The organism is Agromyces sp. Marseille-P2726 (assembly GCF_902809835.1).
In the GTDB taxonomy this organism is placed as follows: Bacteria; Actinomycetota; Actinomycetes; order Actinomycetales; family Microbacteriaceae; genus Agromyces.
The window spans coordinates 83,402-105,759 of record NZ_CADDWM010000014.1 but is presented as its reverse complement, the minus strand read 5'-3'; the positions used below and the strand labels follow the sequence as shown (position 1 = coordinate 105,759).

The window sequence follows — 22,358 nt, the reverse complement described above, 5'->3', positions numbered from 1 at the left end:
ACGAGTGGCTGCCGCATGACCCCGAAATCCTGCCGTGCAAGGATCACCCCATGACCACGACCTCGCTCGAGCCAGCCGAGGCGCTCCCCACCGGCGTCACCCTTCGACGCCCCACCGAGCACGACCACGGCGCGGTGGTCGGCGTCATCGTCGACTGGTGGAGCCTGCCCGGCACATCGCACCTGCCGCTGCTGCTCCCCCGCCTGTTCTTCCAGCACTTCTCCGACACGAGCTTCATCGCGACGGATGCGGCGGGGCTGGCAGGATTCCTCATCGGGTTCCGCTCCGCGTCGCAACCGGGGGTCGCGTATATCCACTTCGTCGGCGTCCGTCCCGACCTGCGGAAGGCCGGCCTCGCGCGCGCCCTCTACGAGACGTTCTTCGCGGAGTCGAGAGCGGCCGGATGCCACCGCGTCGACGCGATCACGGGCCCCGGCAACCACGGATCGCAGGCGTTCCATGCGGCGATGGGCTTCGAGACATCCGGAGACGCCGAGATCGACGGCGTGCTCGCCTGGCGCGACTACGACGGCCCCGGCGAGCACCGGGTCGCCTTCACCCGCCGGCTCTGAGGAACTCGCGAATCGCCGGCAGCACCGCGTCGGGCTCCTCCAGCAGCGCATGGCCGGCATCGGCGACATCCGTCACCCGTGCCTGCGGGAGCTCGCGCGCGTAGTCGTCGGCGATGCCGGCGTCGAGATAATCGCACTTCCCGCGGAGAATCAGCACCGGATGCCGCGCCAGGCGGTCGATCGTCTCGGTCGTCACACCGCTCGCGTATCCGCGGGTCTCACCGGGGCCGTGGTTCGCGTAGTGACCGAGTCGCACAGGTGCATCGGGGACCGCGTGCCCGTCGCAGACCAGTCCGGGCGCAGCTGCCCGGTAGAGATCGAGGTACCGCGCGTCCGCCTCCTGGTCGGGCATGAACTCGTGCGCGAGCTCGGGGCTCACGACGGTCATCGCGTAGCCGAACAGGTTTCGTGGCGTGAGCGCCAGGGCGTAGAGGCCTAACCGCTGAACCAGGGGCAGCCGGCTCTGCGGCGATCCAGGCGTCAGGGGCTGGCCGTCCCACGGAATGGCGCCCGGCGACAGGAATACGAGCCGATCGACCCGGTCGGGGTGCGCGACCGCGTAGGCGAGCGCGACCTGGGCGCCCCAGGAGTAGCCGAGCAACGTGATGCGCGGTGCTCCCGTGGAGTCGATCACCGCCCCGAGATCGGCAACGGCACGCTCGAACGTGTACCCCGAGGGATGGTCGAGGCGCGCCGAATCGCCGGTCCCGATCTGGTCGTACGCGATCACCTGGCGATCGATCGCGAGGCGCTCGAGCACGTCCTGCTCGTGCCGCGTCCACGGGACCCCTGGGCCTCCATGCACGGCGACGATCGGGACCGGGCCCTCGGGCCCGACCGAGCGAATCGCGAGATATGTCCCATCGGCCAGCTCCAGGGCGCCCTCCGGCGGCGTCGCGGTGACGGGTGCGGTGGGCATCACCACAACGAGGCTCAGCGCCGCGGCCACCACGAACGCGATCGCCGCCCGGATCGAACGCTTGCCGAGATCGCGGCGCTTGCGAACGAGCGTCCACGCCCACGCCCACACCAGCACGAGGATCGCGGACATGCCCAGTCCGACTGCGATCGCGACCGGCGGCGTCGACGCGAACGTGCCGGCGACCACCACGAGAGCGATCTGCAGCGCAGCGAGGACCAACACGATCAGCACGCGACGCACCCAGATCCCGACCACGCGCGCCACCCTCGGCGGACGGCTCGACGATGCCGGCGACGGATGCTCCGCAGAAGTCGTCATCCCGGTGTCGTGCGACATGCTTCCATGTTGCGTCGGGCGCCGTTCCGAATGATCCCCCGGGCGAGCGAATCCGGTCGCTCACGAAGGTGAGAATCGAGGTGAGAACGCAGCCCCGCGGCATCCGGAACCCTCGAATTGTGGGATGGCACAAACGCGCGCGGCCCGAGCCCGGGACGCCTTCGTAGAACCCGCAAGAACGCTGCTGACGCAAGATTTCCCGGGTTAGGCTGCACGAATGAGCGAATTCCGTCCGCCCGTCGCAGACCTCACCTTCGCCCTCGAACACGTCGTGGGCTACGACCAGGTGGCAGACCTTCCGGGCTTCGAACATGCCGACATCGACACGGTCACCGAGATCCTGTCCGAGGCCGGCGACTTCATGGCCGAGGTCGTCGCCCCCACCAACCGCGCCGGCGATCTCGAGGGCGCCAAGCTGAACGCAGATGGCACCGTGACGACCCCCACGGGCTTCGCCGAGGCGTACGCCGCCTATGTCGAGGCCGGCTGGGGCTCGGTCCCGCTTCCCGAGGAGTACGGAGGCGGCAGTTTCCCGCGCACCATCGGCCTCGCACTGCAGGAGCTCATGATGGAGGCCAACATGGCCTTCTCGCTCGCGCCGCTCCTCACCCAGGGCGCGATCGAGGCGCTCCTCAACTACGGCTCCGACGAGCAGAAGCAGCAGTGGCTGCCGAAGATGGTCAGCGGCGAGTGGGCGGGCACGATGAACCTCACCGAGCCGCAGGCCGGCTCCGATGTCGGCGCGCTCACCACGAAGGCCGTCAAGCGCCCCGACGGAACGTACGGCATCACCGGGCAGAAGATCTTCATCACGTTCGGCGACCACGACCTCAGCGAGCAGATCGTGCACCTGGTGCTCGCCCGCACCCCCGACGCGCCCGCCGGCACCAAGGGGATCTCGATCTTCATCGTGCCGAAGTTCCTCGTGAACGACGACGGCTCGCTCGGCGAGCGCAACGGCGTGCACACGGTGGGCGTCGAGCACAAGATGGGCATCCACGGATCGCCCACCTGCGTGCTGTCGTACGAGGATGCCACGGGGTACCTCGTCGGCGAGGAGAACCTGGGCATGCGCATCATGTTCGTCATGATGAACAGCGCCCGCCTGTCGGTGGGCACGCAGGGTCTCGCCGTCGCCGAGCGCGCCTACCAGCAGTCGCTCGACTACGCGAAGGAGCGCCTCCAGGGCCGTGCGATCGGTGCAACCGAGACCTCGCCGATCATCGACTTCCCCGACGTGCGCCGCATGCTCATGACGCAGAAGGCGTACATCGCGGCCATGCGTCGCCTGATGCTGCTGAACGCCGTGAACGTCGACATCTCGACCCACCACCCCGACGCGGCCACCCGCACGCGCGCCGACGAGATCGCGGGGCTGCTCACCCCCATCTGCAAGGCGTTCGGCACCGACCTCGGCAACGAGCTCACGTCGCTGGCCCTGCAGATCCACGGCGGCATGGGGTACATCGAAGAGACCGGCGTCGCCCAGCATTACCGCGACGTGCGCATCGCCGCGATCTACGAGGGCACGAACGGCATCCAGGCCGCCGACCTCATCGGCCGCAAGCTGCCCGTCCGCGACGGCGCCTCCTTCCTCGAGTTCATCGCCTCGATGCGCGAGCTCGACGTCGAACTGGCCGCCGCGGGCGATGAGTTCGCCTCGATCCGCGCGCAGCTCAACGCGCAGCTCGACACGCTGGAGCAGACCACCATGTGGATGCTCCGCACCAGCGCGACCGACCCGAACTCGGCGCTCAGCGGCTCCGTGCCGTACCTGCGCATCTGGGGCCTCGTGCTCGGCGGCTGGCTCATGGCGAAGTCGGCGCTGGCCGCCCGCGGGCAGGAGGCCGACGGGGTCGCCGAGGCCCAGCTGCCGCTCGCCAGGTTCTACGCCGAGCAGCTGCTGCCGCAGGCGGCGGGTCTCGTCAGTGCCGCCACGGCCGGATCCCGCGACCTCTTCGCGCTCGACGCCGACGCGCTGGCAGACCGCGCGCCGAGCCGGGCGCGAGTCTGACGACGGGCCGAATCACGATCGAGCTGAGTCCGACGAACGACTGAACGGATGCCGCGAGCGCGAGCCGCGGCATCCGTTCAGTGCGTTCAGCGTTCGACGTCGAAGACGTTCTTCACGACGCCGTTCGAGTACGCCTCATGCTCGACGAGCTTCAGCTTTCCCTGCTCGCGGCCGTTGAACAGGCGCTTGCCCTCGCCGAGCGCGACCGGGAAGACGAGCAGGTGGTAGCGGTCGACGAGACCGGCCTCGGCGAGGCCCTGCGCGAGCGTCGGGCTGGCGTGCACGAGGATGGTGCCCTCGCCGTCGCCCTGCTTGAGCTCGGCGACCTCGTCGAGCGAGCGCAGCACGGTCGTGTTGCTCCACTCGGGGTCGGTGAGGGTCGACGACACGACGTACTTCGGCATCGCGTTGTACTCGACGAATTCGTCCATCTTCGGCCAGACCGGCGCGAACTCGTCGTAGCTGACGCGACCGAGGAGCATCGCGCCCGCCTCCTCCTGTTCGCGGCCCTTGATCTCGTACGCCTCCTCGACGAACGGCACCTCCTTGAAGGTCCAGCCGGCGCGCGGGTGATCACCGCCGCCTGGCGAGTCGACGATGCCGTCGAGCGTGATGAACTCCGTGACGATGAGGGTGCGCATGGGGTGCTCCTGTCTGTTCGGTTCGTGCGAGTGTCCGCCTTCAACAATGGCGTCGAACCGGATGCCGCGCGATCGACATCGGGCACGAATTCGTGGCAGGGCGCGTCCGTGTCGGGCCGTGACGCGCGCCTTGTGACCCGTGCGGCACGGGCGGATACTGGCGGCATGCGCACGCAGAGCCTCGTGACGCAGACCGACTGGACGGCCCGATACGACGACCTCGCCGCCCGCCGCGATGCGCTCTCGGCCGCCGAACTCGACGAGCTCGGGCTGGCCGCATGGTTCATCGGGCGCGAATCCGACTCCGAGCAGGCGTGGAGCGACGCGCATCGCGCCTACCTCGATCTCGGGGACTCGGATGCCGCGATCCAGTGCGTGTTCTGGCTCGGCTTCTCGCTCGGCGAGCACGGGCAGATGGTGAAGGCGGCCGCGTGGATGTCGCGGCTGTTCGAACTGTGCGAGGTGCACCCGAGCGCTCGCAGCCAGGTGCTGGCGGTCGTCTGCGAGTCGTTCGCCGCCTACCTCGCCGGCCGCCTCAGCGACTCCGCCGACCGCAACGAGCAGGCCATCGTGCTCGCCCGCGACCTCGGCGACACCGACCTCGAGGCGCTCGCGACCATGGGACTCGGACGTGCCCTGCTCATGACGGGCCACCTCGCCGAGGGCTTCGCCTGCATGGACCGCCTCATGCTCGCCATCTCCTCGGGCGGTGTGAGCGCTCGCGTCGCCGGCCCGGCGTACTGCGCCGTCATTGCCAGCTGCCTCGACCGATGGGACCTCGACCGCGCGCGAGTGTGGACGCGAGATCTCAGCGACTGGTGCGATGCGCAGCGGGGGCTCGACCCGTTCCGCGGCGAGTGCTCGGTGAACCGCGCCAGGGTGCTGCGACTCGGAGGCGAGTGGGGTGAGGCGACCACCACCCTCGTGGAGGTGGTCGATCACGAGCGACGTCACGAGGCCCTCGAGAACGCGTTCTATTCGCTCGGCGACCTGCACCGACTCGCCGGGCACGCGGCCGAGGCCGAGTCCGCGTACCGCCGGGCCGCCGAACTGGGTCGCGAGGTCCAGCCCGGGCTGGCCCTGCTGCGCCGCGATGCGGGGCGCCGCGGCGCCGCTCGTGCCGGCATCGCCCGGGCCCTGGAGGCGTCGCCGTCGCCGGGCGTGCGAGCCGAGTTGCTGACCGCACGGGTCGACCTCGAGACGGAACGCGGCGACATCGAGGTCGACGTCGACGTGGCCCGGAACGCGGTCGCCGAACTGCGAGCGCTCGCCGACGAGATCGGCACCGAGTACCTCCGTGCCCTCGCGGACCGCGCGTCGGCACTCGTGCTCATCGCCACGGACGCCGCCGACGAAGCGCTTCCCCTGCTGCGCGCTTCGTGGGCCGCGTGGCGCCGGCTCGAGGCGCCGTACGAGGCGGCGATCACCCGCATGCACCTGGGTCGCGCCGCCCGAGCACTCGGCGACGAGGACGCGGCACAGCTCGAGTTCGATGCGGCGCGCACCGTGTTGACCGACCTCGGCGCGATTCCCGATCTCGCCCGCCTCGAACGCCTCGCGGCCGGACCCGAACCAGCACGATCCGACGGCGGGCTGAGTCGCCGGGAACTCGAGGTGCTGCAGCTCATCGCGCGCGGCTCGTCGAACCGCGAGATCGCACGTGACCTGTTCCTGAGCGAGCGCACCGTCGCGAGGCACGTGAGCAACATCCTGACCAAGCTCGGCCTCGCCAACCGCACCGCGGCGGCGAACTTCGCGTTCGAGCACGGGCTCGTCGCGACGAGCTGAGGCCGTTCGTGATCGAGTAGAGTCCGGCGGAGCCGGGCGCGGGGGGAGATCGGGCGCGGGGGGTCTCGATACGCGTCGCTGCGCGGCGCTACTCGACCACCGAGGAAGTCGCTGCGCGGCGCTACTCGACCACCAATTGGTCATTTCTGCCGAGTCGGCCGCGCCGCGGCATCCGTAGCGTCCTGCGCATCATCACTCGCAGTCCGACCTTCGGAGGCCATCATGCACACCACCGTTCTCGACACCGCCGTCATCGGCGCCGGCGCCGCCGGACTCGCGGCGGGACACCGCCTCGCCGAGCGGGGCGACCGCTTCGAGCTGTTCGACGACCACGCGCGCGTGGGCGACTCCTGGCGTGAGCGCTACCGTTCGCTGCGCCTGTTCACGCCCCGACCGTTCATCAGCCTGCCGGGCCTGCCGATCGAGATCGGCCGATTCGGCTACCCGACCGGCGCCGAACTCGCCGACTACCTCGAGCGCTATGCACGGCACTCCGCACTGCCGATCCGCCTGTCGACCCGCGTCGTGCGGCTCAGCCGGGCGGGCGCGGCATCCGACGGGCGATTCCGGCTCGAGCTCTCTGACGGCGACGACGTGTTCGCCGATCGCGTCATCGTGACGACCGGCGCACACCGTGTCCCGATCGTGCCCGCGATCGCGTCGCAGCTCGACCCCGCCATCCGCCAATTGCACTCGATCGACTATCGCGGCCCCGAGCAGTTCGCCGACGGACCGGTGCTCGTGGTCGGTGCTGCCAACTCGGGCACGGATGTCGCACTCGACGCCGCGCGGGCGGGGCACACCGTCACCCTCGCCGGCCGTCACCCGGGCCACGTGCCGGTCGACATCGACCGCCCGATGGGCAACCTCATGGCCGGCGTGATCCTCAGCCGCCGCTTGCGCCTCACCGTCGACACGCCGAAGGGCCGCGCGGCCCGCGAGGCGAGTCGCGGTCACGGGCTCATGGTCATCCGCAACGGGCCAACGGTGCTCGAGCGCGCCGGGGTCTCGCGTGCCGCACGCATCGAGCGTGTCGAAGCCGGGCGTCCGGTCACCGACGACGGCACCGCGATCGACGCCGCCACGGTGGTCTGGTGCACGGGCTCGCGTCCCGACCTCTCGTGGATCGACATCGACGGCGTCGTCGACGACGACGGTTTCCCGATCGAGCACCTGGGCCTCGCGACCGGATGCCGCGGACTCGCGTTCGTGGGCATGCCGTTCCAGCACTCGGCGGTATCGGTGGCACTCACGGGCATCGCTCACGACGCCGCCGACGTGGTCGACACGCTGGCCGCGGCATCCGTCACCGCCCGGGAGGTCGCCGTGTAGTCCACCCTCGGTGACTGCTGCGGAGTAGCATCCCGCACGGGAGGCCATGTGAGCGGGGAACTCGTGCTCGTGACCGGCGGCTCCGGATTCATCGGGGCGCACTGCATCGTCGCGCTGCTGCGCGAGGGGTACCGGGTGCGCACCACCGTCCGCTCGCCGACTCGCGCCGACGCCGTTCGGGCGATGGTGCGGGTCGGCGGCGCAGACCCCGCGGGTGTCGAGTTCGCGACGGCCGACCTGATGCGCGACGGGGGATGGCGCGAGGCCGCCGACGGTGCGAGGTTCGTGCTGCACGTGGCATCCCCATTTCCGGTGCGCCAACCGAAGGACGAGGACGAGCTCATCGCGCCGGCCCGCGAGGGCGCCCTGCGGGTGCTGCGGGCGTCACGCGATGCGGGCGTCGAGCGCGTCGTGCTCACCTCGTCGTTCGCCGCGATCGGCTACCGCGACGATGCCGGCCGGCCGTTCACCGAAGCGGACTGGACCGACCTCTCGAAGCCCGACCTCACCGCGTACGTGAAGTCGAAGACGATCGCTGAACGCGACGCGTGGGCGTTCGTTGCACGCGAGGGCGCCGAACGCGACGGAGCGCCGCTCGAACTCGCGACGGTCAACCCCGTGCCGGTCTTCGGTCCCGCGCTCGGCCCCGAGGTCTCCACGTCGGTCGAGCTGCTGCGCCGGCTGCTCGACGGCCGCGTGCCGGCGGTCCCCAACGGCACGACGACGGGCGTCGACGTGCGCGACGTCGCCGACCTGCACGTGCTCGCGATGCGGCATCCGGATGCCGCGGGCGAGCGCTTCCTCACGATTGCCGGCGACCCGATCACCTTCCCCGACCTCGCGCGGCTGCTGCGCGACCGGCTCGGCCATGACGCCCGCCGCGTGACCACCCGAGTGCTGCCCGACTGGCTCGTGCGGGTCGGCGCCCGGTTCAGCACCGAGCTCCGCGCCGTCGCACCGCAGCTCGACCGCCGGCAGGGCGCGTCGCACGAGAAGGCCACCCGGATGCTCGGGTGGAATCCACGTTCGACCGAGGATGCGATCGTCGCATCGGGGCGGAGCCTCATCGAGCTGGGCCTCGTCCGGCGCTGAGCTCGGCGCTGTCAACCCCGCGCCTGCCGCGGCCGTTCGTGTGATCGTGAGAAGGGCGGGTCTGCCAACGGATGCCACGACGAGAGGAGCGGCGATGAGCGACACCTCGAACACCACCTCGAACGGCCCCGACGACGGCACGAAGAAGTCGGGCGGCCTGGGATCCGAGGGCACGATCCCGAACGAACCGGGCAGCGTCGGCGTGGGGGCCGGCGAGGCGACGACGTTCGAGCCCGAGGAGGACCCCGACGCGGCTGCACGGCGCGACCCCGAGGCGGCAGGCGGCCCGACGTTGTCGGACTTCGGCCAGGGTGACGGCACGAGCACGAACGACGCCGACGCGTCGAGCTGAGCACGGCTCGCGGCATCCGCCCGCACGGCCGGGCCCTACCATCGGAGCATGAGCGAGCCGACGAATCCGTGGTGGCGGGGAGACGAGGGGATCGGCGGCATCGGGTTCGCCCGGTTCTTCGCCTGGGCGGGGCTCGTCATCGCCGTGGGCGCGCTCGTCTTCGCGCTGGTCGCGCCGATCGCGGGGAATGCCCTGCGCACGGTGTGGATCACCGGATTCGCGGCCGCCGGCATGTGGGTCGCCTTCCTTGCGATGCCCCGGTATCGTGCCGAGGGCGTACGACGATCACCCGTGGTCACCGCCGCGATGGTCGTGGGAGGGCTCACCATCGCGATCATGATCTACGCATTCATCGTGATCGTGGCCGCCTCGGGCGGCATCGACCTCCCCGCGCCCGACTACTGGACCGGCGAAGTCGATCGAAGCCCGGCTCCCGACGGCGTCACGACCTGACCCCGCGTCCGGTGCGCCGATGCCGGCGCCGTGCGCCGTGTGCGCGCGCGGCTCGTCCTCGGCGGCAGGCTCAGATCCAGAATCCGTCGTGCACGTCGACCGCCTCGGGCAACTCGACGGGGCCGGCGACGACCACCCGACGGCCCCCGCGCGCGAACACCTCGCGACACGGGAGTCGCATCGTGGGCACACCCTCCTGTTCGGCGACGATCGCCGCGAGCCCCTGCTCCGAGAGGGCGAAGACGACGCGGCCGATCCCGCTCCAGTAGATGGCGCCCGCGCACATGGCGCACGGCTCCGTGCTCGTGTAGAGGGTGCTCGTCGCGAGCTCCTCGGGGCTGAGTTGCAGCGCCGCCAGACGAACGACATTCGTCTCGGCGTGGCCGGTCGGATCGCGCCCGGTCACGACCGAGTTCAGCCCCTCGACCGTACGGCCGGCGGTGGTCACGACGAGCGAGCCGAAGGGATGGTCCCCGCGGTCACGAGCGCTGCCCGCCAGAAGGATGCAGTGCGCCAGCCACTCGAGGTCGGCACTCGTCACTTCGGTCTCGTCGTCCACGACACCCCCGTCCGTCGTCTCGATTCTCGTCGCCGTTGCGCCGTCGCGCACCCGGAAGCACCTTCTCGTTCGCGAAAGGGGTGCCGAAGTGCCGGGCGATCGAGAAGCGGAACGTCACTCGAGGCCGACGCGCACGGAGTCCTGCGCGCGGGGCTGCAACCGCGGTGGAGCGCGGGCGTGCCCCTCGATTTCGCACGTCGTCGGCGGTAGCGTCGCTCGCGACGGAGTCCACCCCCCTACCTCGAGAGGACACCGAGATGGATGACCCGACGCGCATCGCGAAGCACGTCGCCGACGCCTACATGGCGTCGGCAGCCGCCCTCGACCTCGACGGGTTCATGTCGCTCTACGATCCCGGCGCGAGGGTCTTCGACCTGTGGACCACCTGGTCGTACGACGGCAGCACCGAGTGGCGCCGCGCCGTCGAGGCGTGGTTCGAGTCGGTGGGCCCAGAACAGGTCGTGGTCACCTTCGATGACGTGCGCGCGGTCGGATCGGGCGACGTCATCGTCGCGCATGGATTCATCGGGTACGCAGCGACGGCCGACGGCGTGCCCCAGCGGGCGATGACGAACCGCCTCACCTGGGTGCTCATCCGGCACGGGCACGACTGGCGGATCGTGCACGAGCACACGTCGGCGCCGATCGACGATTCGAACGAGGTGATCCTCGAGCGATGAGGCGGATGCCGCAAGCAGGGGTCGGTGCGTCACAGTGACCGCATCGACCCCCGAATGGGACGAGGATGAACTGCCAGGCGACGCCGTCTGCTGGATCGCCAGCGTCTGCGACGAATGCGGCGCGCTGATCGAGGGCGAGGGACCGTGCTGGAGGTGCGGAACCCCGCGGAACAGGGAGTAAGACGTGTCGGAGCATGACGTGGCGGAACGATTGACGACGGCGCTCGGCATCCGACATCCGATCGTGCTCGGCCCGTTCGGCGGTCTCTCGTCGGTCGAGCTGACGGCGGCCGTCAGCGAGCTCGGCGGACTCGGCTCCTACGGGCTGTACGGTTACGACGCCGCCCGGATCGCCGAGACCGCCACGGAGTTGCGCGCCGCAACCCGCCGACCGTTCGCGCTCAATCTCTGGCTGCCGCTGGAGATGGACGGCGAGGGTTTCGATACGCGTCGCCCCACGGGCGGCGCCACTCGACCACCGGCCAAGCCGGCCAGCTTCGACGATGCCGTCTCGGCACTGCGGGGGTTCTTCGAGGAGCTCGACCTGCCGGTGCCCACGCCGCCGGAACGCTACCTGCCCTCGTTCGACGAGCAGTGGTCGGCCGTGCTCCAGGCGCAACCCGCCGTGGCGAGCTTCGTCTTCGGGGTGCCGCCCGCCGAGGTCGTGGCGAGCGCTCGTGAACGCGGCATCCTGCTCGTCGGAACCGCCACGTCGGTCGACGAGGCCATCGCCCTGCAGGCGGGCGGCGTCGACGCGATCGTCGCCACCGGGCTCGAGGCGGCCGGTCACCGGGTGTCGTTCCTGCGGCCGGCCGAGTCCGCGCTCGTCGGCTCCATCTCGCTCATTCCACAGGTCGTCGACGCGGTCGACGTTCCCGTGATCGCCGGTGGCGGCATCGCCGACCGTCGTGGCGTCGCCGCCGCCTTCGCGCTCGGTGCGAGCGCGGTGCAAGTGGGCACGGCATTCCTGCGCACCCGGCAGTCCGCTGCGAACGACGCCCACCGCAACGCCATCGCCTCGACGCCCGCACACGACACCGTGCTCACCCGCGCGATGAGCGGACGCCTGTCGAGAGGCGCGGCGAACCGTGCGGTGCGGTCGATCGAGCAGGGCGGCGCCATTGCGCCGTTCCCGGTGCAGAACTGGCTGACGGGGCGATTCCGTATCGAAGCCGGTCGCCGCAACCTCGGCGAGCTCCAGTCGCTCTGGCTCGGGCAGTCGGCTCCCCTCGCCGTGCACGACGAGGCATCCGACGTCTTCGCCGAGCTCGTCGCCGGAGTGCCCGCGTGAGCCCCGGCGCAGACCGCGACGCCGACCGCGTGCGCGACGCCGATCCGACCCACGTCGTGATCCGGCCGAAGGTGCTCTACGTGGGCACGCCCGTCTTCCTCGTGACGACGGTGAACGCCGACGGCACGTTCAACCTGGCACCCGCGTCGTCGTACTGGGCGCTCGGGCAGATGCTCGTGCTCGGCCTCGAAACCGACGGCCTGAGTTCGCAGAACGTGCTCGAGCGTCCCGAACTCACGGTGAGCTTTCCGCATCCCGAGCTGTGGCCGGCCGTGGAGCGACTCGCCGAGGTCACGGGTCGCCACCCCGTGCCTCCCGCCAAGGCGCGAGCGTACCGGCACGCCTCCGACAAGCTCGAGGTCTCGGGCCTCAGCTTCCAGGCGTCCGACCTCGTCGCGCCACCGCGAGTGCGAGAGTGCCGGCTCCAGTTCGAGGCCGAGGTGCGGCGTGCGACCCGGGGCCTCGGGGAGTACCTCATGGTCGAGGCCGAGGTCGTGCGCGTGCACGCCGACCCCGCGATCGTGGTGCCCGGCACCGACCACGTGGACCCGCGGTCGTGGCATCCGACGATCTACAGCTTCCGGCACTACTTCGGCATCGGCGCCGAGGTCGGCTGGCGCAGCACGAGCGACACGGCCTGACTCGCCGGCAGCCGCCGGCCGCGGGAGGACTCCGAGGCCTCAGGCGAGCACCGCCTGCCACCACGGGCCGGCCGCGTCGAGCGCGTCCACGTCTGAGCGGTCGCCCAGCAGCTCCCACCGTTGCAGCGACATCGGCACATTCCCGTTGCGCCACACGTGATCGTGGAAGTCGCGGACCGAGAACGGGGCACCGGATGTCGCGGCCGCGGTCGCGGCATCCGAGAACAATCGCTGCACCTCCTGCTTGCCGACGTGGTACGACATCGCGAGGCCCGGCGTCGCCACGTAGTACGACGTCTCCTCCGACGCGGTCTCGGCATCCATGGGCACGGACTCGACGAAGAAGTCGACCGCTTGGGAACGACTGAAGACGCCGGTCGCGAGGTTCACGTCGACGATCACGCGCAGGGCGCGCAGCCGCATGAAGTTGTGCACGATCGCCCGGGAGTGCGGCGCGTCGGCGAAGAGCCCGGCCGTGAGTGCGAGCTCTTCGTTGTAGTGCGCGATGCCCTCGTTCGCGACCGAGTCGATGAAGTGACGCCGCATCGGGTTCGGATGCGCCCACGACAGGGCGAGCTGCTGGCTGTGCACGCCCTCGTGGATGATGCCGAGCCGCGGGTCGCGGGCGTTCGCCGCGTCGAAGTACGGCAGGTCGGGGCCCGGCACCGGCACGTAGTGCGTCGAGTCCTCGTCGCGTCGGCGGATGCTCGTGAGGTCGTCGTTCACGCCGAGGAACGCGAGCGGCTCGAGGTAGGCGGGCGTCGGTGCGAACCGGTAGTGGCGCAGCGATTCGGGCTGGCTGAGCAGGTCGGATGCCTCGAAGAACTCGCGCACCTCGGCCTCGCGAACGAACTCCACGCCGATCTGTGCGACGGCGTCGACGGCGCGCGGCAGGTCGGGCACGCCGTGGGCACGGGCGGTCGCGCGGGTCACCGCCTCGCCGACGACGGCACGGTGGTGGTCTTGGAGGGCGGCGCGCACGAGCTCCTCGGGCTCGGCGGTGACGAGCGCGACATGGCGGAGGTATCAGACGAAAGCGTCGCGTCCGACGACGACGTCGGGACCGAGGCGGTCGGCGGATGCCGCGAGCCACCCCCGGAACCGCTCGAGCGCGTCGCTCGCGTCGGGCTGCGCCGCGGCGAGTGCGGCGGCGGTCGCGGCATCCGTCAGCGGGGCGACCTGCGCGACCGAGCGCACGAGCCGCCCCGAGATGCCGTCGAGATCGGCCGCGGCCACCCGGGCGAGCGTCGCGACGCCCCCGTGCTCGAGATTGGCGACCGCCTGATCGACCGCCGCGGGCACGGCCTCGAGCACGCGGACGAGCTCGGCCTGGCGCCGCGCGTCGAACGGGGGCGGCGGCAGCAGCAGATCGTACCACGGACCGATGACCTGCGAGGTGAGGAAGACGGCGTCGCGCTCGTGGTTGCGAAGCACGTCGAGCTCCCAGTGCACGCGCGCCATCGCTGCACCGAGCAGCCGGTGGTCGACCTGCGCCTCGATGGGCAGGGCGGAGAGGCCGCTCGCGCCGCCGATCGCGCGCCAGCGCGCGGCGAACTCACCGAGCGCCACGCGGAACTGCTCGACCGACGTGCGATCGAAGCGAGGCAGCCAACCCGCCGGACGCTCGACGCGCGGGATGTCGTCGGACGTGCGGAACGAGGTGGCATCGCGCCACTCCCAGAACACCGTGCCGAGTCGGTCGAGATCGTTCGAGAGCGACGTCATGCGCACCACGGTAGCGCCGGCCTCCGACGCCGTCGGCACGGGCCGTTCGATACCGTTGGCGGACGCGTCTCGAGATCCGCATCCCTGCTGATCGAGGAGCGCCCGCCGGAGGCGGACGCGTCTCGAGATCCGCATCCCTGCTGATCGAGGAGCGCCCGCCGGAGGCGGATGCGACTCGAGATCCGCATCTCGACAACGCGACGGAGCCCGCCCCGCCGAGTGGCGGTGCGGGCTCGGATCGGAAGGGCGTCAGCTCGACGCGCCGCTGGTGACCTGAGGGTTCTCGGACTTGGCCGCGACGGTCTGCACCTCGACCTTGCGGGGCTTCGCCTTCTCGCTCACGGGGATGACCACGCTCAGCACGCCGTTCTCGTAGTGCGCGCTGATGGCCGCCGTGTCGAGACCCTCGCCGAGGGTGAGCTGGCGAAGGAACGAACCGCTCGGCCGCTCGTGTGCCAGCCACTGCACATCCTCATTCGAGCGCAGCGTGCGCTCGGCGCGGATGGTGAGCAGCTGCCCGTCGACATCGACGTCGACCGAGCCCGGGTCGACGCCCGGCAGGTCAGCCGAGAGCACGTAGTGGTCACCGTCTCGGTGCAGGTCGATCGGCATCACCCGAGGCCCCTGCCTCGAGTCGAGCATGCCCGCAGCGAGGCGGTCGAGCTCACGGAACGGATCCCAGTACATGGCCATGGCTTCTCCTTCCTCTTGGCCGTCTTCGGCCTTTCGCTCTGAGAGTTGAGTCTGTCTGACTCAACTACCCCCAGATTAGCACTCTCAAGGGGAGAGTGCCAAGTGTGATCTGTCCCATTTCTCCGGCCCTTGCGCCTTCCGGAACGGCCGCGTTGACTGGATCGATGCGTATCGTCATCGCCGGAGGCCACGGCAAGATCGCCCTCATCCTCGAACGGATGCTCGCCGAGGCCGGCCACGAGCCGGTCGCCATCATCCGCAATCCCGACCACCGCAGCGACGTCGACGCAACGGGCGCGGTCGCCGTCGTCCTCGATCTCGAGGAGGCATCCGTCGACGAGGTCGGCCAGGTGCTGAAGAACGCGGATGCCGCGGTCTTCGCGGCCGGGGCCGGACCGGGCAGCGGTGCGGCTCGCAAGTTCACCGTCGATCGCGACGCCGCGATCCTGCTCGCGGACGCGGCGGAGGCGGCGGGGGCGCCGCGCCTGGTCGTCATCTCCGCGATGAATGCCGACCGGTTCGACCCGGCATCCGACGACGTCTTCCAGCAGTACCTGCGGGCCAAGAGCGAAGCGGATGCCTCGGTGCGCGGCCGCGACCTCGACTGGACGATCGTGCGGCCCGGGTCGCTGACGAACGACGAGGGCACCCGACGCATCCGGGCGGCCGAATCCGTGCCGTATGGGCGCATTCCCCGAGCGGACGTCGCGGCCACGATCGCGGCCCTGCTCGAGACGGGCGCTGCGAGCCGGGTGCAGTTCGATCTCGTGTCGGGTGATGACACGATCGAGGAGGCACTCACGAGTCTCGGCTGAGGGTCTCGGCCCGTGGCCGCCCGAGCCGGGCGCGCTCCTGGGCCCCGCAGCCGTCGCTCCTCCACCACGGGTCCGCGATTAGCCTTGGCGCATGAGGATCACCTCGACGTTCCGCGCCGCGAAGCGAGCGCCGATCCTCCAGGTGCTGAAGTCCGCCGTGGCAACCGCGGCCGCCTGGCTCGTGGCGAGCCTCGTCGCCCAGGGCCAACCCCCGGTGTTCGCGGCCATCGCGGCGCTGCTCGTGGTGCAGCCGAGCGTCAACCAGTCGCTCGCCAAGGCGATCGAGCGATCGATCGGCGTGATCCTCGGGGTGCTGATCGCCACGGCGATCTCGCTGCCGCTCGGCCAGAGCACGTGGGTCATCCTCCTCGCGATCCTCGTCGCCATGCTCGTCGCATGGGCGCTGAAGATGACCGCGGGCACGGCGAACCAGGTCGCCATCAGCGCGATGCTGGTGCTCGCCCTCGGCGCCTCCTCCCCCGAGTACGCACTCTCCCGCGTGGTCGAGACGCTCATCGGCGCTGCGATCGGCATCATCGTGAACGCCCTCATCGTGCCCCCGGTGGCGGTCGCGCCGGCTCGCGACAAGCTCGCCCTGCTCGGCGGAGAGCTCGCGGCATCCCTCGATCGCCTCGCCGACGCGCTCGAGCGGAAGCAGCGCCCAGCGGACATCGAGAGCCTGCTCATCGAGGTCCGGCTGTTGCGGCCGATGCGGGATGCCGCCGACAGCGCGATCGCGGAAGGCGAGGAGTCCCTCACCCTGAACCCGAGGAGATCGGCGCATCGCGATGAGCTCGCGGCACTGCGCGACCTGCTCGGGCAGCTGAGCCCGATCGTGACGCAGGTGATCGGCATGACGAGGGCGTTCGCCGATCACTACGACGACACCCTCGCGGCCGAGCCGACGGTGCGCGCGATCGCCGAGCAGTTGCGACGCGCCGCCCACGACGTGCGACTCGCCGTTCGGGTCGCCGACCCCGAACCCGAGCCGTTGACCTCGGAGACGCCGGCCCTCACCTCGGCCCTCGTCGTGAAGCCGCCCGCGTCGGGCCACTGGATCCTCGTGGGGTCGCTCATGGAGGACCTGCGCCGAATCCGCGAGGAGCTCGGCGCCGGCTGATCGGCGCATCGGCCGCAGCGCTGGCTAGGGTCGACAAGGAGAGGGGCGCGGATGTCGCAACAGCACGAAGCGGGCGTTCGGGGGTTCGACTTCTTCGGAGCCGGAGAGCTGCCGGCGCCGAACCTGCCCGACGACGAGGTCGCGTCGATCATGCGCGAGCACTGGGGGGTCGACGCCGAACTCTCGCCCCTCGGCAGCCAGCAGGACCAGAACTTCCTGGCGATGGTCGACGGCTCCGTCGCCGGCGTGGTCAAGATCACGAACCCCGCATTCACGGCCGCGGAACTCGCCGCACAGGAGGAGGCCGCCGCCCGCGTCGCCGAAAGCGCGCCCGCACTGCGAGTCGCGACCACGACGACGGATGCCGCGGGACTTCCCCGGTCGATCGTCGCCGCCACCAGCGTTGGCTCGCTCCGCATCCGCATGATCGAGCACCTCGACGGCGGCACGCTCACGGGCGGTGCGTACCTCTCTCCCGCGACGGTCGCGCGGATGGGTGAGCTCGCCGCGCGCACGAGCCTCGCCCTCGCGGACTTCGACCATGAGGGACTCGACCGAGTGCTGCAGTGGGATCCGCGCCACGCGGACCGTGTCGTGGAGCTCCTCGCCCCGCAGCATCCCGACCCCGTCAGGCGCAAGCAGGTCGAGGATGCCGCGACCGCCGTCTGGGCCCGACTCGCCACCGTGGCATCCGCCCTGCCGCTGCAGGCCGTGCACCTCGACCTGACCGACGACAACGTCGTGTGCACCACCGCCCGCGGCATCCGGATCCCCGACGGGATCATCGACTTCGGCGACGTGACCCGCAGCTGGGCCGTGGGCGAGCTCACCATCACGGTCTCGTCGGTGCTCCACCACGCCGGAGCCGAACCCGTGTCGGTCATCCCTGCGATCAGGGCGTTCCACGCGCTTCGACCGCTGTCGGCTGAGGAGGTCGTCGCGATCTGGCCGATCGTCGTGCTGCGGGCGGCGGTGCTCGTCGTGAGCGGCGAGCACCAGCTGCGGGTCGACGGCGGCGAGAACGCGTACGCCGCGAGGGGCATCGAACGCGAGTGGCGCATCTTCGAGCAGGCCGTGTCGGTGCCCACCGAGGTGATGACGGGCGTGATCGCCGACGCCCTCGGCATCGCCCCCGCTGGTCGAGTAGGGCCCGGCGAAGCCGCCACCGGTGGTCGAGTAGGGCCCGGCGAAGCCGCCACCGGTGGTCGAGTAGGGCCCGGCGAAGCCCCCACCGGTGGTCGAGTAGGGCCCGGCGAAGCCGGACCCGAATCGAGACCCGACGCACAAGCGTCTCGATACGCGTCGCCTCCGGCGTCGCTACTCGACGAACGGGTCACCGCCGGACCCGTATCGAGACCCGACGCACAAGCGTCTCGATACGCGTCGCCTCCGGCGTCGCTACTCGACGAACGGGTCACCGCCGAACCCGAATCGAGACCCGACGCACAAGCGTCTCGATACGCGTCGCCTCCGGCGGCGCTACTCGACGAGCGGGTCACCGTTGGACCCGTATCGAGACCCGACGCAGAAGCGTCTCGATACACGTCGCCTCCGGCGTCGCTACTCGACGAACGGGTCACCGCCCGCGCGGTGCGACTCGACGTCTCCATCACGTCCGACGACGTCGACGCCGGCGCCTGGCTCGACCCGGGCCTCGAGGAGCGGCTCGCGCTCGCAGCACTCGACGCCGGGGCATCCGTCGCCTGGCTCGATCGAGGCACGCCGCGCCTCTCGGCGAGCCGCACCCTCGCAACGGAGTCGCCCGCGACCGTCCCGACGGGTGTCGACGTCTGGTTCGCGGAGCCGCAGCACCTCGCCGCACCCGACGGCGTGGGGCTCGTGATCGAGGCCGCCGACGGTGCCACGATCATCGACGGGCACATGCTCGCGCGCACCCGTCACCGGATCCGCATCGAGGTGACCCGAGGGCTGAGGGTGCCGCACCTCGTGCGTCCCGAGTACGCGGCGGGGTGGCTCGGGGTCTCGATGAATCCTGCGGGGCTCTTGGGTCTCGATACGCGTCCGGCTTCGCCGGGCGCTACTCGACCACCGGAGGCGGCTTCGCCGGGCGCTACTCGACCACCGGGGGCGGCTACGCCGGGCGCTACTCGACCACCGGGGGCGGCTACGCCGGTCACTACTCGACCACCGGGGGCGGCTTCGCCGGGCGCTACTCGACCGCCGCGGGCGGATGCTGCGGCGCTCATCGACCGGCGCGGGCGCGCCTTCGCCGAGGTTCAGGAGCACTACTACGAGGCACCGCCGCGCATCGAGCGGGGCTGGCGCGAGCACCTCGTGGACACCGACGGGCGCACGTACCTCGACATGGTGAACAACGTGACGCCGCTCGGTCACGGGCATCCGCGGCTCGCCGCGGCCGTCGCGAAGCAGCTGCGCGCCCTCAACACCAACTCCCGCTTCAACTACGGCGCCGTCGTCGAGTTCTCGGAGCGACTCGCCGCACTGCTCCCCGACCCGCTCGGCACCGTCTTCCTCGTCAACTCGGGCTCCGAGGCGACGGATCTCGCCATCCGCATCGCGCTCGCCGCGACCCGGCGCCGCGACGTCGTGTCGATCCTCGAGGCATACCACGGGTGGACCTCCGCCTCCGACGCCGTGTCGACGTCGATCGCCGACAACCCGAACGCCCTCACGTCCCGCCCCGAGTGGGTGCATGTCGTCGACCCGCCGAACCCGTTCCGCGGGCGGCATCGGGGCACGGATGCCGCGCGCTACGCGCCCGAGGCTGCCGATCGCATCCGTGAGCTCGCGGCATCCGGCACGCCGCCCGCGGCCTTCATCGCCGAGACGTTCTTCGGCAACGCCGGCGGCATCCCGCTGCCCGACGGATACCTGGCCGAGGTGTACGCGGCCGTGCGCGAGGCGGGCGGGCTCGCGATCGCCGACGAGGTGCAGGCGGGATACGGGCGCCTCGGCGAGTGGTTCTGGGGCTTCGAGCAGCAGGGCGTCGTGCCCGACATCGTCGCCGTGGCGAAGGCCGCCGGCAACGGGTATCCCCTCGGTGCCGTCGTCACGACGCGCGAGATCGCGGCGCGCTTCCGCACGCAGGGCTCCTTCTTCTCGTCCACGGGCGGGAGCCCGGCGTCGAGTGCGGCGGGCCTCGCAGTGCTCGATGCGTTCCGCGAGGAGCGGCTGCAGCAGAGCGCCGCCGAGGGCGGTGCGCACCTGAAGGGCCGGCTCGCTCGGCTCGCCCCGCGGCATCCGCTCATCGGAGCCGTGCACGGGCTCGGCCTCTACCTCGGCGTCGAGTTCGTGCGCGACCGCGAGACGCTCGAGCCCGCCCCCGAGGAGCCCGGCGCCATCTGCGCCCGCCTGCTCGAGCTCGGCGTCGTCATGCACCCCCCCGGCGACCACCGGAACGTGCTCAAGGTGAAACCGCCGCTGTGCATCGACCGCGCCTCGGCGGACTTCTTCGTCGACACGCTCGATCGGGTGCTCACCGAGGGGTGGTGAAGGCGCGGAACGGATGCCGCGGCGACTGTTCCCCCTCTCGAGGCCCGTTGTCAACAGCCTGACACGGGCAGTTCCGACCTCCCTAGACTGAGGGCCGTGCTCACCGCCGCCATCGTGCTCGCCGTCGTGCCTGCGTTCATCATCCTCGGGCTCGGGATCACCGCCCGGGGGTTCGCGGCCCGTCGGGTGATCCCGTCCGTCGTGCACGACGCACCCGAGAAGGGGTCGACGATCCTGCGTGACGCGGTGCTCGTCGATGCCGACCGGCGGGCGGCATCCGCGGCCCTCATCGACCTCGCGGTGAAGCGCAAGGTACGCCTGAGCAGCGACGGCTCGAGGCGCGATCCGATCCGGGTCGAGCTGGTGCCGGGCGCCGTGCTGACCACCGATGAGCTCGCCCTTCTCGAAGCGCTGTTCTCGCCCGAGCGCGCACCCGGCCGGGCGCGGCGGTTCAGCGTCGACGGTCGTGCCCTCACCGGGCGGCTGCGCACGCTCGTCCAGCACACCGAGGATGCGCTCGCGCGCGAGGGACTCGTCGACGAGCGTCGCGTCACCTGGCCGAGCGTCACGCTCATGGTGCTCGCGTACCTCGGAATGTTCGTCGAGGCGTTGCTGATCGTCTTCACGCTGTTCGCCGCGGACTGGCCCGCCCTCATCGCCACGCTGCTCGCGCTGGCCGCGACCGTCGCGGCGATCCTCGTGACCCCCTCGTCGTGGCGTCGCTTCCTCCCGCCCGCGCGCCCGAGGCGCGAGCACCTCGAGGGCTTGCGCCAGTACCTGTCACTCGCCGCGGGCGACCGGCTGCACGTGCTCGAGTCGGCGTCCGACACGGGGCCCACGTCAGTGGATGCGGCGGTGGATCTGGATGTGCACACCGAGGCATCCGCCCTCGTCGCCCGCTTCCACCTGCATGAGCGGCTCCTGCCGTACGCCGTGCTCTTCGGGCTGGAGCGGGAGTGGCTGGTCCAACTCCAGCGCGAGCGGGCGACGCTTCGAGCGCGCGGATTCGACGTGGCGGGCGACGACGGCCACGTCACGGCGACCGTCGCGCGGGCCCTCGAATCGGCCGGAGCCGCGCGCGAGCTTCCCGCCGCCGTCGGCGACCTGGTCGACGCCGACGGCGACGTGCTCGACGGCGTGGACGGTTCCTTCGAAGTGTTCAGTTCGTGACCGACGAGCAGCAGATCACGATCGACGCTGACGGCACACCGGTGTCGGGCGTCTACGGCCGGCCGGCGGATGCCGCGGGCACGGTCATTGTGGCGCATGGCGCCGGCGCGGGCATGGAGCATCCGTTCATGTCGGGATTCACCAGGGCGATGCACCGCCTCGGGTACGCCACGCTGCGCTTCAACTTCCCGTACCGCGAGGCACGGCGGCGCTTTCCCGCCCGTCCGCCCGTCGCGATCGCGACGTGGCGTGCGGCGCTGGCCGCCGCCGCCGAACGGGCCGGCAGTCGCACCGAGCCGCTCTGGGCCGGGGGCAAGTCGTTCGGCGGGCGCATGGCGTCGATGGCCGTCGCCGAGGGCATGCCCGCCGCCGGACTGGTGTTCCTCGGCTACCCGTTGCACCCGCCTGGTCGGCCCGACAAGTCACGCGACGAGCACCTGCCCGGCATCACGGTGCCGATGCTGTTCCTGCAGGGACGCAACGACCCGTTCGCGATCCCCAACGAGCAGCTCGATGAGGTCGTGCGCCGGATCGGATCGAACGCGACGATCGAGTGGATCGAGAACGCCAACCACTCGTTCGAGGTGAAGGGCGTGAAGCGGTCGGCTTCCGAGGTCGGCGCGGGGCTCGCGCCCCGTGTGGCGGCATTCATCGGCTCGCCCGCGTCGAACACGGACTGAATCCCGAG

At 71.0% G+C, this 22,358-nt stretch carries 21 protein-coding genes; 15 read left to right on the top strand and 6 right to left on the bottom strand.

All coding sequences use genetic code 11. From position 1 onward, the window contains the following. The first annotated feature begins 50 nt into the window (after positions 1-50). Positions 51-572, top strand: coding sequence for a GNAT family N-acetyltransferase (locus HUS56_RS09965; RefSeq protein ID WP_173923268.1), 522 nt, complete (start codon positions 51-53; stop codon positions 570-572). Here the strand turns inward: HUS56_RS09965 and HUS56_RS09960 are convergent. Further along, on the bottom strand, positions 556-1,812 hold the full coding sequence (locus HUS56_RS09960) for an alpha/beta fold hydrolase (RefSeq protein WP_217423989.1): 1,257 nt from the start codon (positions 1,810-1,812) through the stop codon (positions 556-558). The two genes, HUS56_RS09965 and HUS56_RS09960, sit on opposite strands and share 17 nt — an antisense overlap. Before the next feature lie 235 nt (positions 1,813-2,047). Here HUS56_RS09960 and HUS56_RS09955 point away from each other — a divergent pair, with 235 nt between their 5' ends. Continuing rightward, on the top strand, positions 2,048-3,844 hold the full coding sequence (locus tag HUS56_RS09955) for an acyl-CoA dehydrogenase (protein ID WP_173923265.1): 1,797 nt from the start codon (positions 2,048-2,050) through the stop codon (positions 3,842-3,844). An 86-nt stretch (positions 3,845-3,930) separates the two neighbouring features. On the opposite strand, the gene HUS56_RS09950 is transcribed toward HUS56_RS09955, so the two are convergent. Further along, on the bottom strand, positions 3,931-4,485 hold the full coding sequence (locus tag HUS56_RS09950; protein WP_173923264.1) for a dihydrofolate reductase family protein: 555 nt from the start codon (positions 4,483-4,485) through the stop codon (positions 3,931-3,933). Between the two features lie 165 nt (positions 4,486-4,650). Between HUS56_RS09950 and HUS56_RS09945 the strand changes: the two genes are divergently transcribed. The 5 genes from HUS56_RS09945 to HUS56_RS09925 all read left to right on the top strand — a co-directional run bounded on the left by HUS56_RS09945 (position 4,651) and on the right by HUS56_RS09925 (position 9,502). Then, positions 4,651-6,273, top strand: coding sequence for a LuxR C-terminal-related transcriptional regulator (locus HUS56_RS09945; RefSeq protein WP_173923263.1), 1,623 nt, complete (start codon positions 4,651-4,653; stop codon positions 6,271-6,273). Between the two features lie 222 nt (positions 6,274-6,495). Continuing rightward, entirely contained in the window at positions 6,496-7,605 is a 1,110-nt protein-coding gene (locus tag HUS56_RS09940) for an NAD(P)/FAD-dependent oxidoreductase (RefSeq protein ID WP_173923262.1), read from the top strand. Between the two features lie 48 nt (positions 7,606-7,653). Then, positions 7,654-8,697 (top strand): aldehyde reductase, encoded by a 1,044-nt coding sequence (locus tag HUS56_RS09935; RefSeq protein WP_173923260.1) that lies wholly within the window; start codon positions 7,654-7,656, stop codon positions 8,695-8,697. Between the two features lie 94 nt (positions 8,698-8,791). Then, complete coding sequence (locus tag HUS56_RS09930) at positions 8,792-9,049, top strand: hypothetical protein (protein ID WP_173923259.1); 258 nt, start codon at positions 8,792-8,794, stop codon at positions 9,047-9,049. Between the two features lie 48 nt (positions 9,050-9,097). After that, positions 9,098-9,502 (top strand): hypothetical protein, encoded by a 405-nt coding sequence (locus tag HUS56_RS09925; RefSeq protein ID WP_173923258.1) that lies wholly within the window; start codon positions 9,098-9,100, stop codon positions 9,500-9,502. A gap of 70 nt (positions 9,503-9,572) precedes the next feature. Here the strand turns inward: HUS56_RS09925 and HUS56_RS09920 are convergent, their stop codons facing one another. Further along, a complete protein-coding gene (locus HUS56_RS09920) occupies positions 9,573-10,061 on the bottom strand; it encodes a nucleoside deaminase (RefSeq protein WP_173923257.1) in 489 nt (162 codons plus the stop codon). A 257-nt stretch (positions 10,062-10,318) separates the two neighbouring features. Between HUS56_RS09920 and HUS56_RS09915 the strand changes: the two genes are divergently transcribed. From HUS56_RS09915 to HUS56_RS09905, 3 genes are all read left to right on the top strand, one after another. Continuing rightward, complete coding sequence (locus HUS56_RS09915; protein ID WP_173923256.1) at positions 10,319-10,741, top strand: nuclear transport factor 2 family protein; 423 nt, start codon at positions 10,319-10,321, stop codon at positions 10,739-10,741. A gap of 184 nt (positions 10,742-10,925) precedes the next feature. Continuing rightward, a complete protein-coding gene (locus tag HUS56_RS09910; RefSeq protein ID WP_254431391.1) occupies positions 10,926-12,032 on the top strand; it encodes a nitronate monooxygenase family protein in 1,107 nt (368 codons plus the stop codon). After that, the gene (locus tag HUS56_RS09905) at positions 12,029-12,673 is read left to right on the top strand and encodes a flavin reductase family protein (protein WP_217423988.1); all 645 of its coding nucleotides are present in this window, start codon (positions 12,029-12,031) and stop codon (positions 12,671-12,673) included. The genes HUS56_RS09910 and HUS56_RS09905 overlap by 4 nt, the downstream gene beginning before the upstream one ends. Before the next feature lie 39 nt (positions 12,674-12,712). Here the strand turns inward: HUS56_RS09905 and HUS56_RS09900 are convergent, their stop codons facing one another. The 3 genes from HUS56_RS09900 to HUS56_RS09890 all read right to left on the bottom strand — a co-directional run bounded on the left by HUS56_RS09900 (position 12,713) and on the right by HUS56_RS09890 (position 15,091). Then, positions 12,713-13,654, bottom strand: coding sequence for a DUF885 family protein (locus tag HUS56_RS09900; RefSeq protein WP_173923255.1), 942 nt, complete (start codon positions 13,652-13,654; stop codon positions 12,713-12,715). Between the two features lie 45 nt (positions 13,655-13,699). Beyond that, positions 13,700-14,398, bottom strand: coding sequence for a hypothetical protein (locus HUS56_RS09895; RefSeq protein ID WP_173923254.1), 699 nt, complete (start codon positions 14,396-14,398; stop codon positions 13,700-13,702). A gap of 249 nt (positions 14,399-14,647) precedes the next feature. After that, complete coding sequence (locus HUS56_RS09890) at positions 14,648-15,091, bottom strand: Hsp20/alpha crystallin family protein (RefSeq protein WP_173923253.1); 444 nt, start codon at positions 15,089-15,091, stop codon at positions 14,648-14,650. Positions 15,092-15,255: 164 nt separating this feature from the next. Between HUS56_RS09890 and HUS56_RS09885 the strand changes: the two genes are divergently transcribed. The 5 genes from HUS56_RS09885 (at position 15,256) to HUS56_RS09865 (ending at position 22,350) form a co-directional block, all read left to right on the top strand. Then, positions 15,256-15,906, top strand: coding sequence for an NAD(P)H-binding protein (locus tag HUS56_RS09885; protein ID WP_173923252.1), 651 nt, complete (start codon positions 15,256-15,258; stop codon positions 15,904-15,906). Between the two features lie 91 nt (positions 15,907-15,997). Then, positions 15,998-17,026 carry an aromatic acid exporter family protein gene (locus HUS56_RS09880; protein ID WP_173923251.1) on the top strand — a complete coding sequence of 343 codons (1,029 nt, stop codon included), beginning with the start codon at positions 15,998-16,000 and terminating at the stop codon, positions 17,024-17,026. Positions 17,027-17,077: 51 nt separating this feature from the next. Continuing rightward, positions 17,078-20,500: an aminotransferase class III-fold pyridoxal phosphate-dependent enzyme gene (locus HUS56_RS09875; RefSeq protein ID WP_173923250.1), complete on the top strand. Its 3,423-nt coding sequence runs from the start codon at positions 17,078-17,080 to the stop codon at positions 20,498-20,500. 96 nt (positions 20,501-20,596) lie between these two features. Next, positions 20,597-21,670, top strand: a complete 1,074-nt coding sequence (locus HUS56_RS09870) for a DUF2207 domain-containing protein (RefSeq protein ID WP_173923249.1) — start codon at positions 20,597-20,599, stop codon at positions 21,668-21,670. Next, positions 21,667-22,350 carry an alpha/beta family hydrolase gene (locus HUS56_RS09865; RefSeq protein WP_254431390.1) on the top strand — a complete coding sequence of 228 codons (684 nt, stop codon included), beginning with the start codon at positions 21,667-21,669 and terminating at the stop codon, positions 22,348-22,350. Before HUS56_RS09870 ends, HUS56_RS09865 begins: the two co-directional genes overlap by 4 nt. Positions 22,351-22,358 lie beyond the last annotated feature (8 nt).

Excerpts from the sequence above, each read along its gene's own strand:
- HUS56_RS09965 (WP_173923268.1), top strand. The coding sequence starts at position 51 with ATGACCACGACCTCGCTCGAGCCAGCCGAGGCGCTCCCCACCGGCGTC.
- HUS56_RS09960 (WP_217423989.1), bottom strand. The coding sequence starts at position 1,812 with ATGACGACTTCTGCGGAGCATCCGTCGCCGGCATCGTCGAGCCGTCCG.
- HUS56_RS09955 (WP_173923265.1), top strand. The coding sequence starts at position 2,048 with ATGAGCGAATTCCGTCCGCCCGTCGCAGACCTCACCTTCGCCCTCGAA.
- HUS56_RS09950 (WP_173923264.1), bottom strand. The coding sequence starts at position 4,485 with ATGCGCACCCTCATCGTCACGGAGTTCATCACGCTCGACGGCATCGTC.
- HUS56_RS09945 (WP_173923263.1), top strand. The coding sequence starts at position 4,651 with ATGCGCACGCAGAGCCTCGTGACGCAGACCGACTGGACGGCCCGATAC.
- HUS56_RS09940 (WP_173923262.1), top strand. The coding sequence starts at position 6,496 with ATGCACACCACCGTTCTCGACACCGCCGTCATCGGCGCCGGCGCCGCC.
- HUS56_RS09930 (WP_173923259.1), top strand. The coding sequence starts at position 8,792 with ATGAGCGACACCTCGAACACCACCTCGAACGGCCCCGACGACGGCACG.
- HUS56_RS09925 (WP_173923258.1), top strand. The coding sequence starts at position 9,098 with ATGAGCGAGCCGACGAATCCGTGGTGGCGGGGAGACGAGGGGATCGGC.
- HUS56_RS09915 (WP_173923256.1), top strand. The coding sequence starts at position 10,319 with ATGGATGACCCGACGCGCATCGCGAAGCACGTCGCCGACGCCTACATG.
- HUS56_RS09895 (WP_173923254.1), bottom strand. The coding sequence starts at position 14,398 with ATGACGTCGCTCTCGAACGATCTCGACCGACTCGGCACGGTGTTCTGG.
- HUS56_RS09890 (WP_173923253.1), bottom strand. The coding sequence starts at position 15,091 with ATGGCCATGTACTGGGATCCGTTCCGTGAGCTCGACCGCCTCGCTGCG.
- HUS56_RS09885 (WP_173923252.1), top strand. The coding sequence starts at position 15,256 with ATGCGTATCGTCATCGCCGGAGGCCACGGCAAGATCGCCCTCATCCTC.
- HUS56_RS09880 (WP_173923251.1), top strand. The coding sequence starts at position 15,998 with ATGAGGATCACCTCGACGTTCCGCGCCGCGAAGCGAGCGCCGATCCTC.
- HUS56_RS09875 (WP_173923250.1), top strand. The coding sequence starts at position 17,078 with ATGTCGCAACAGCACGAAGCGGGCGTTCGGGGGTTCGACTTCTTCGGA.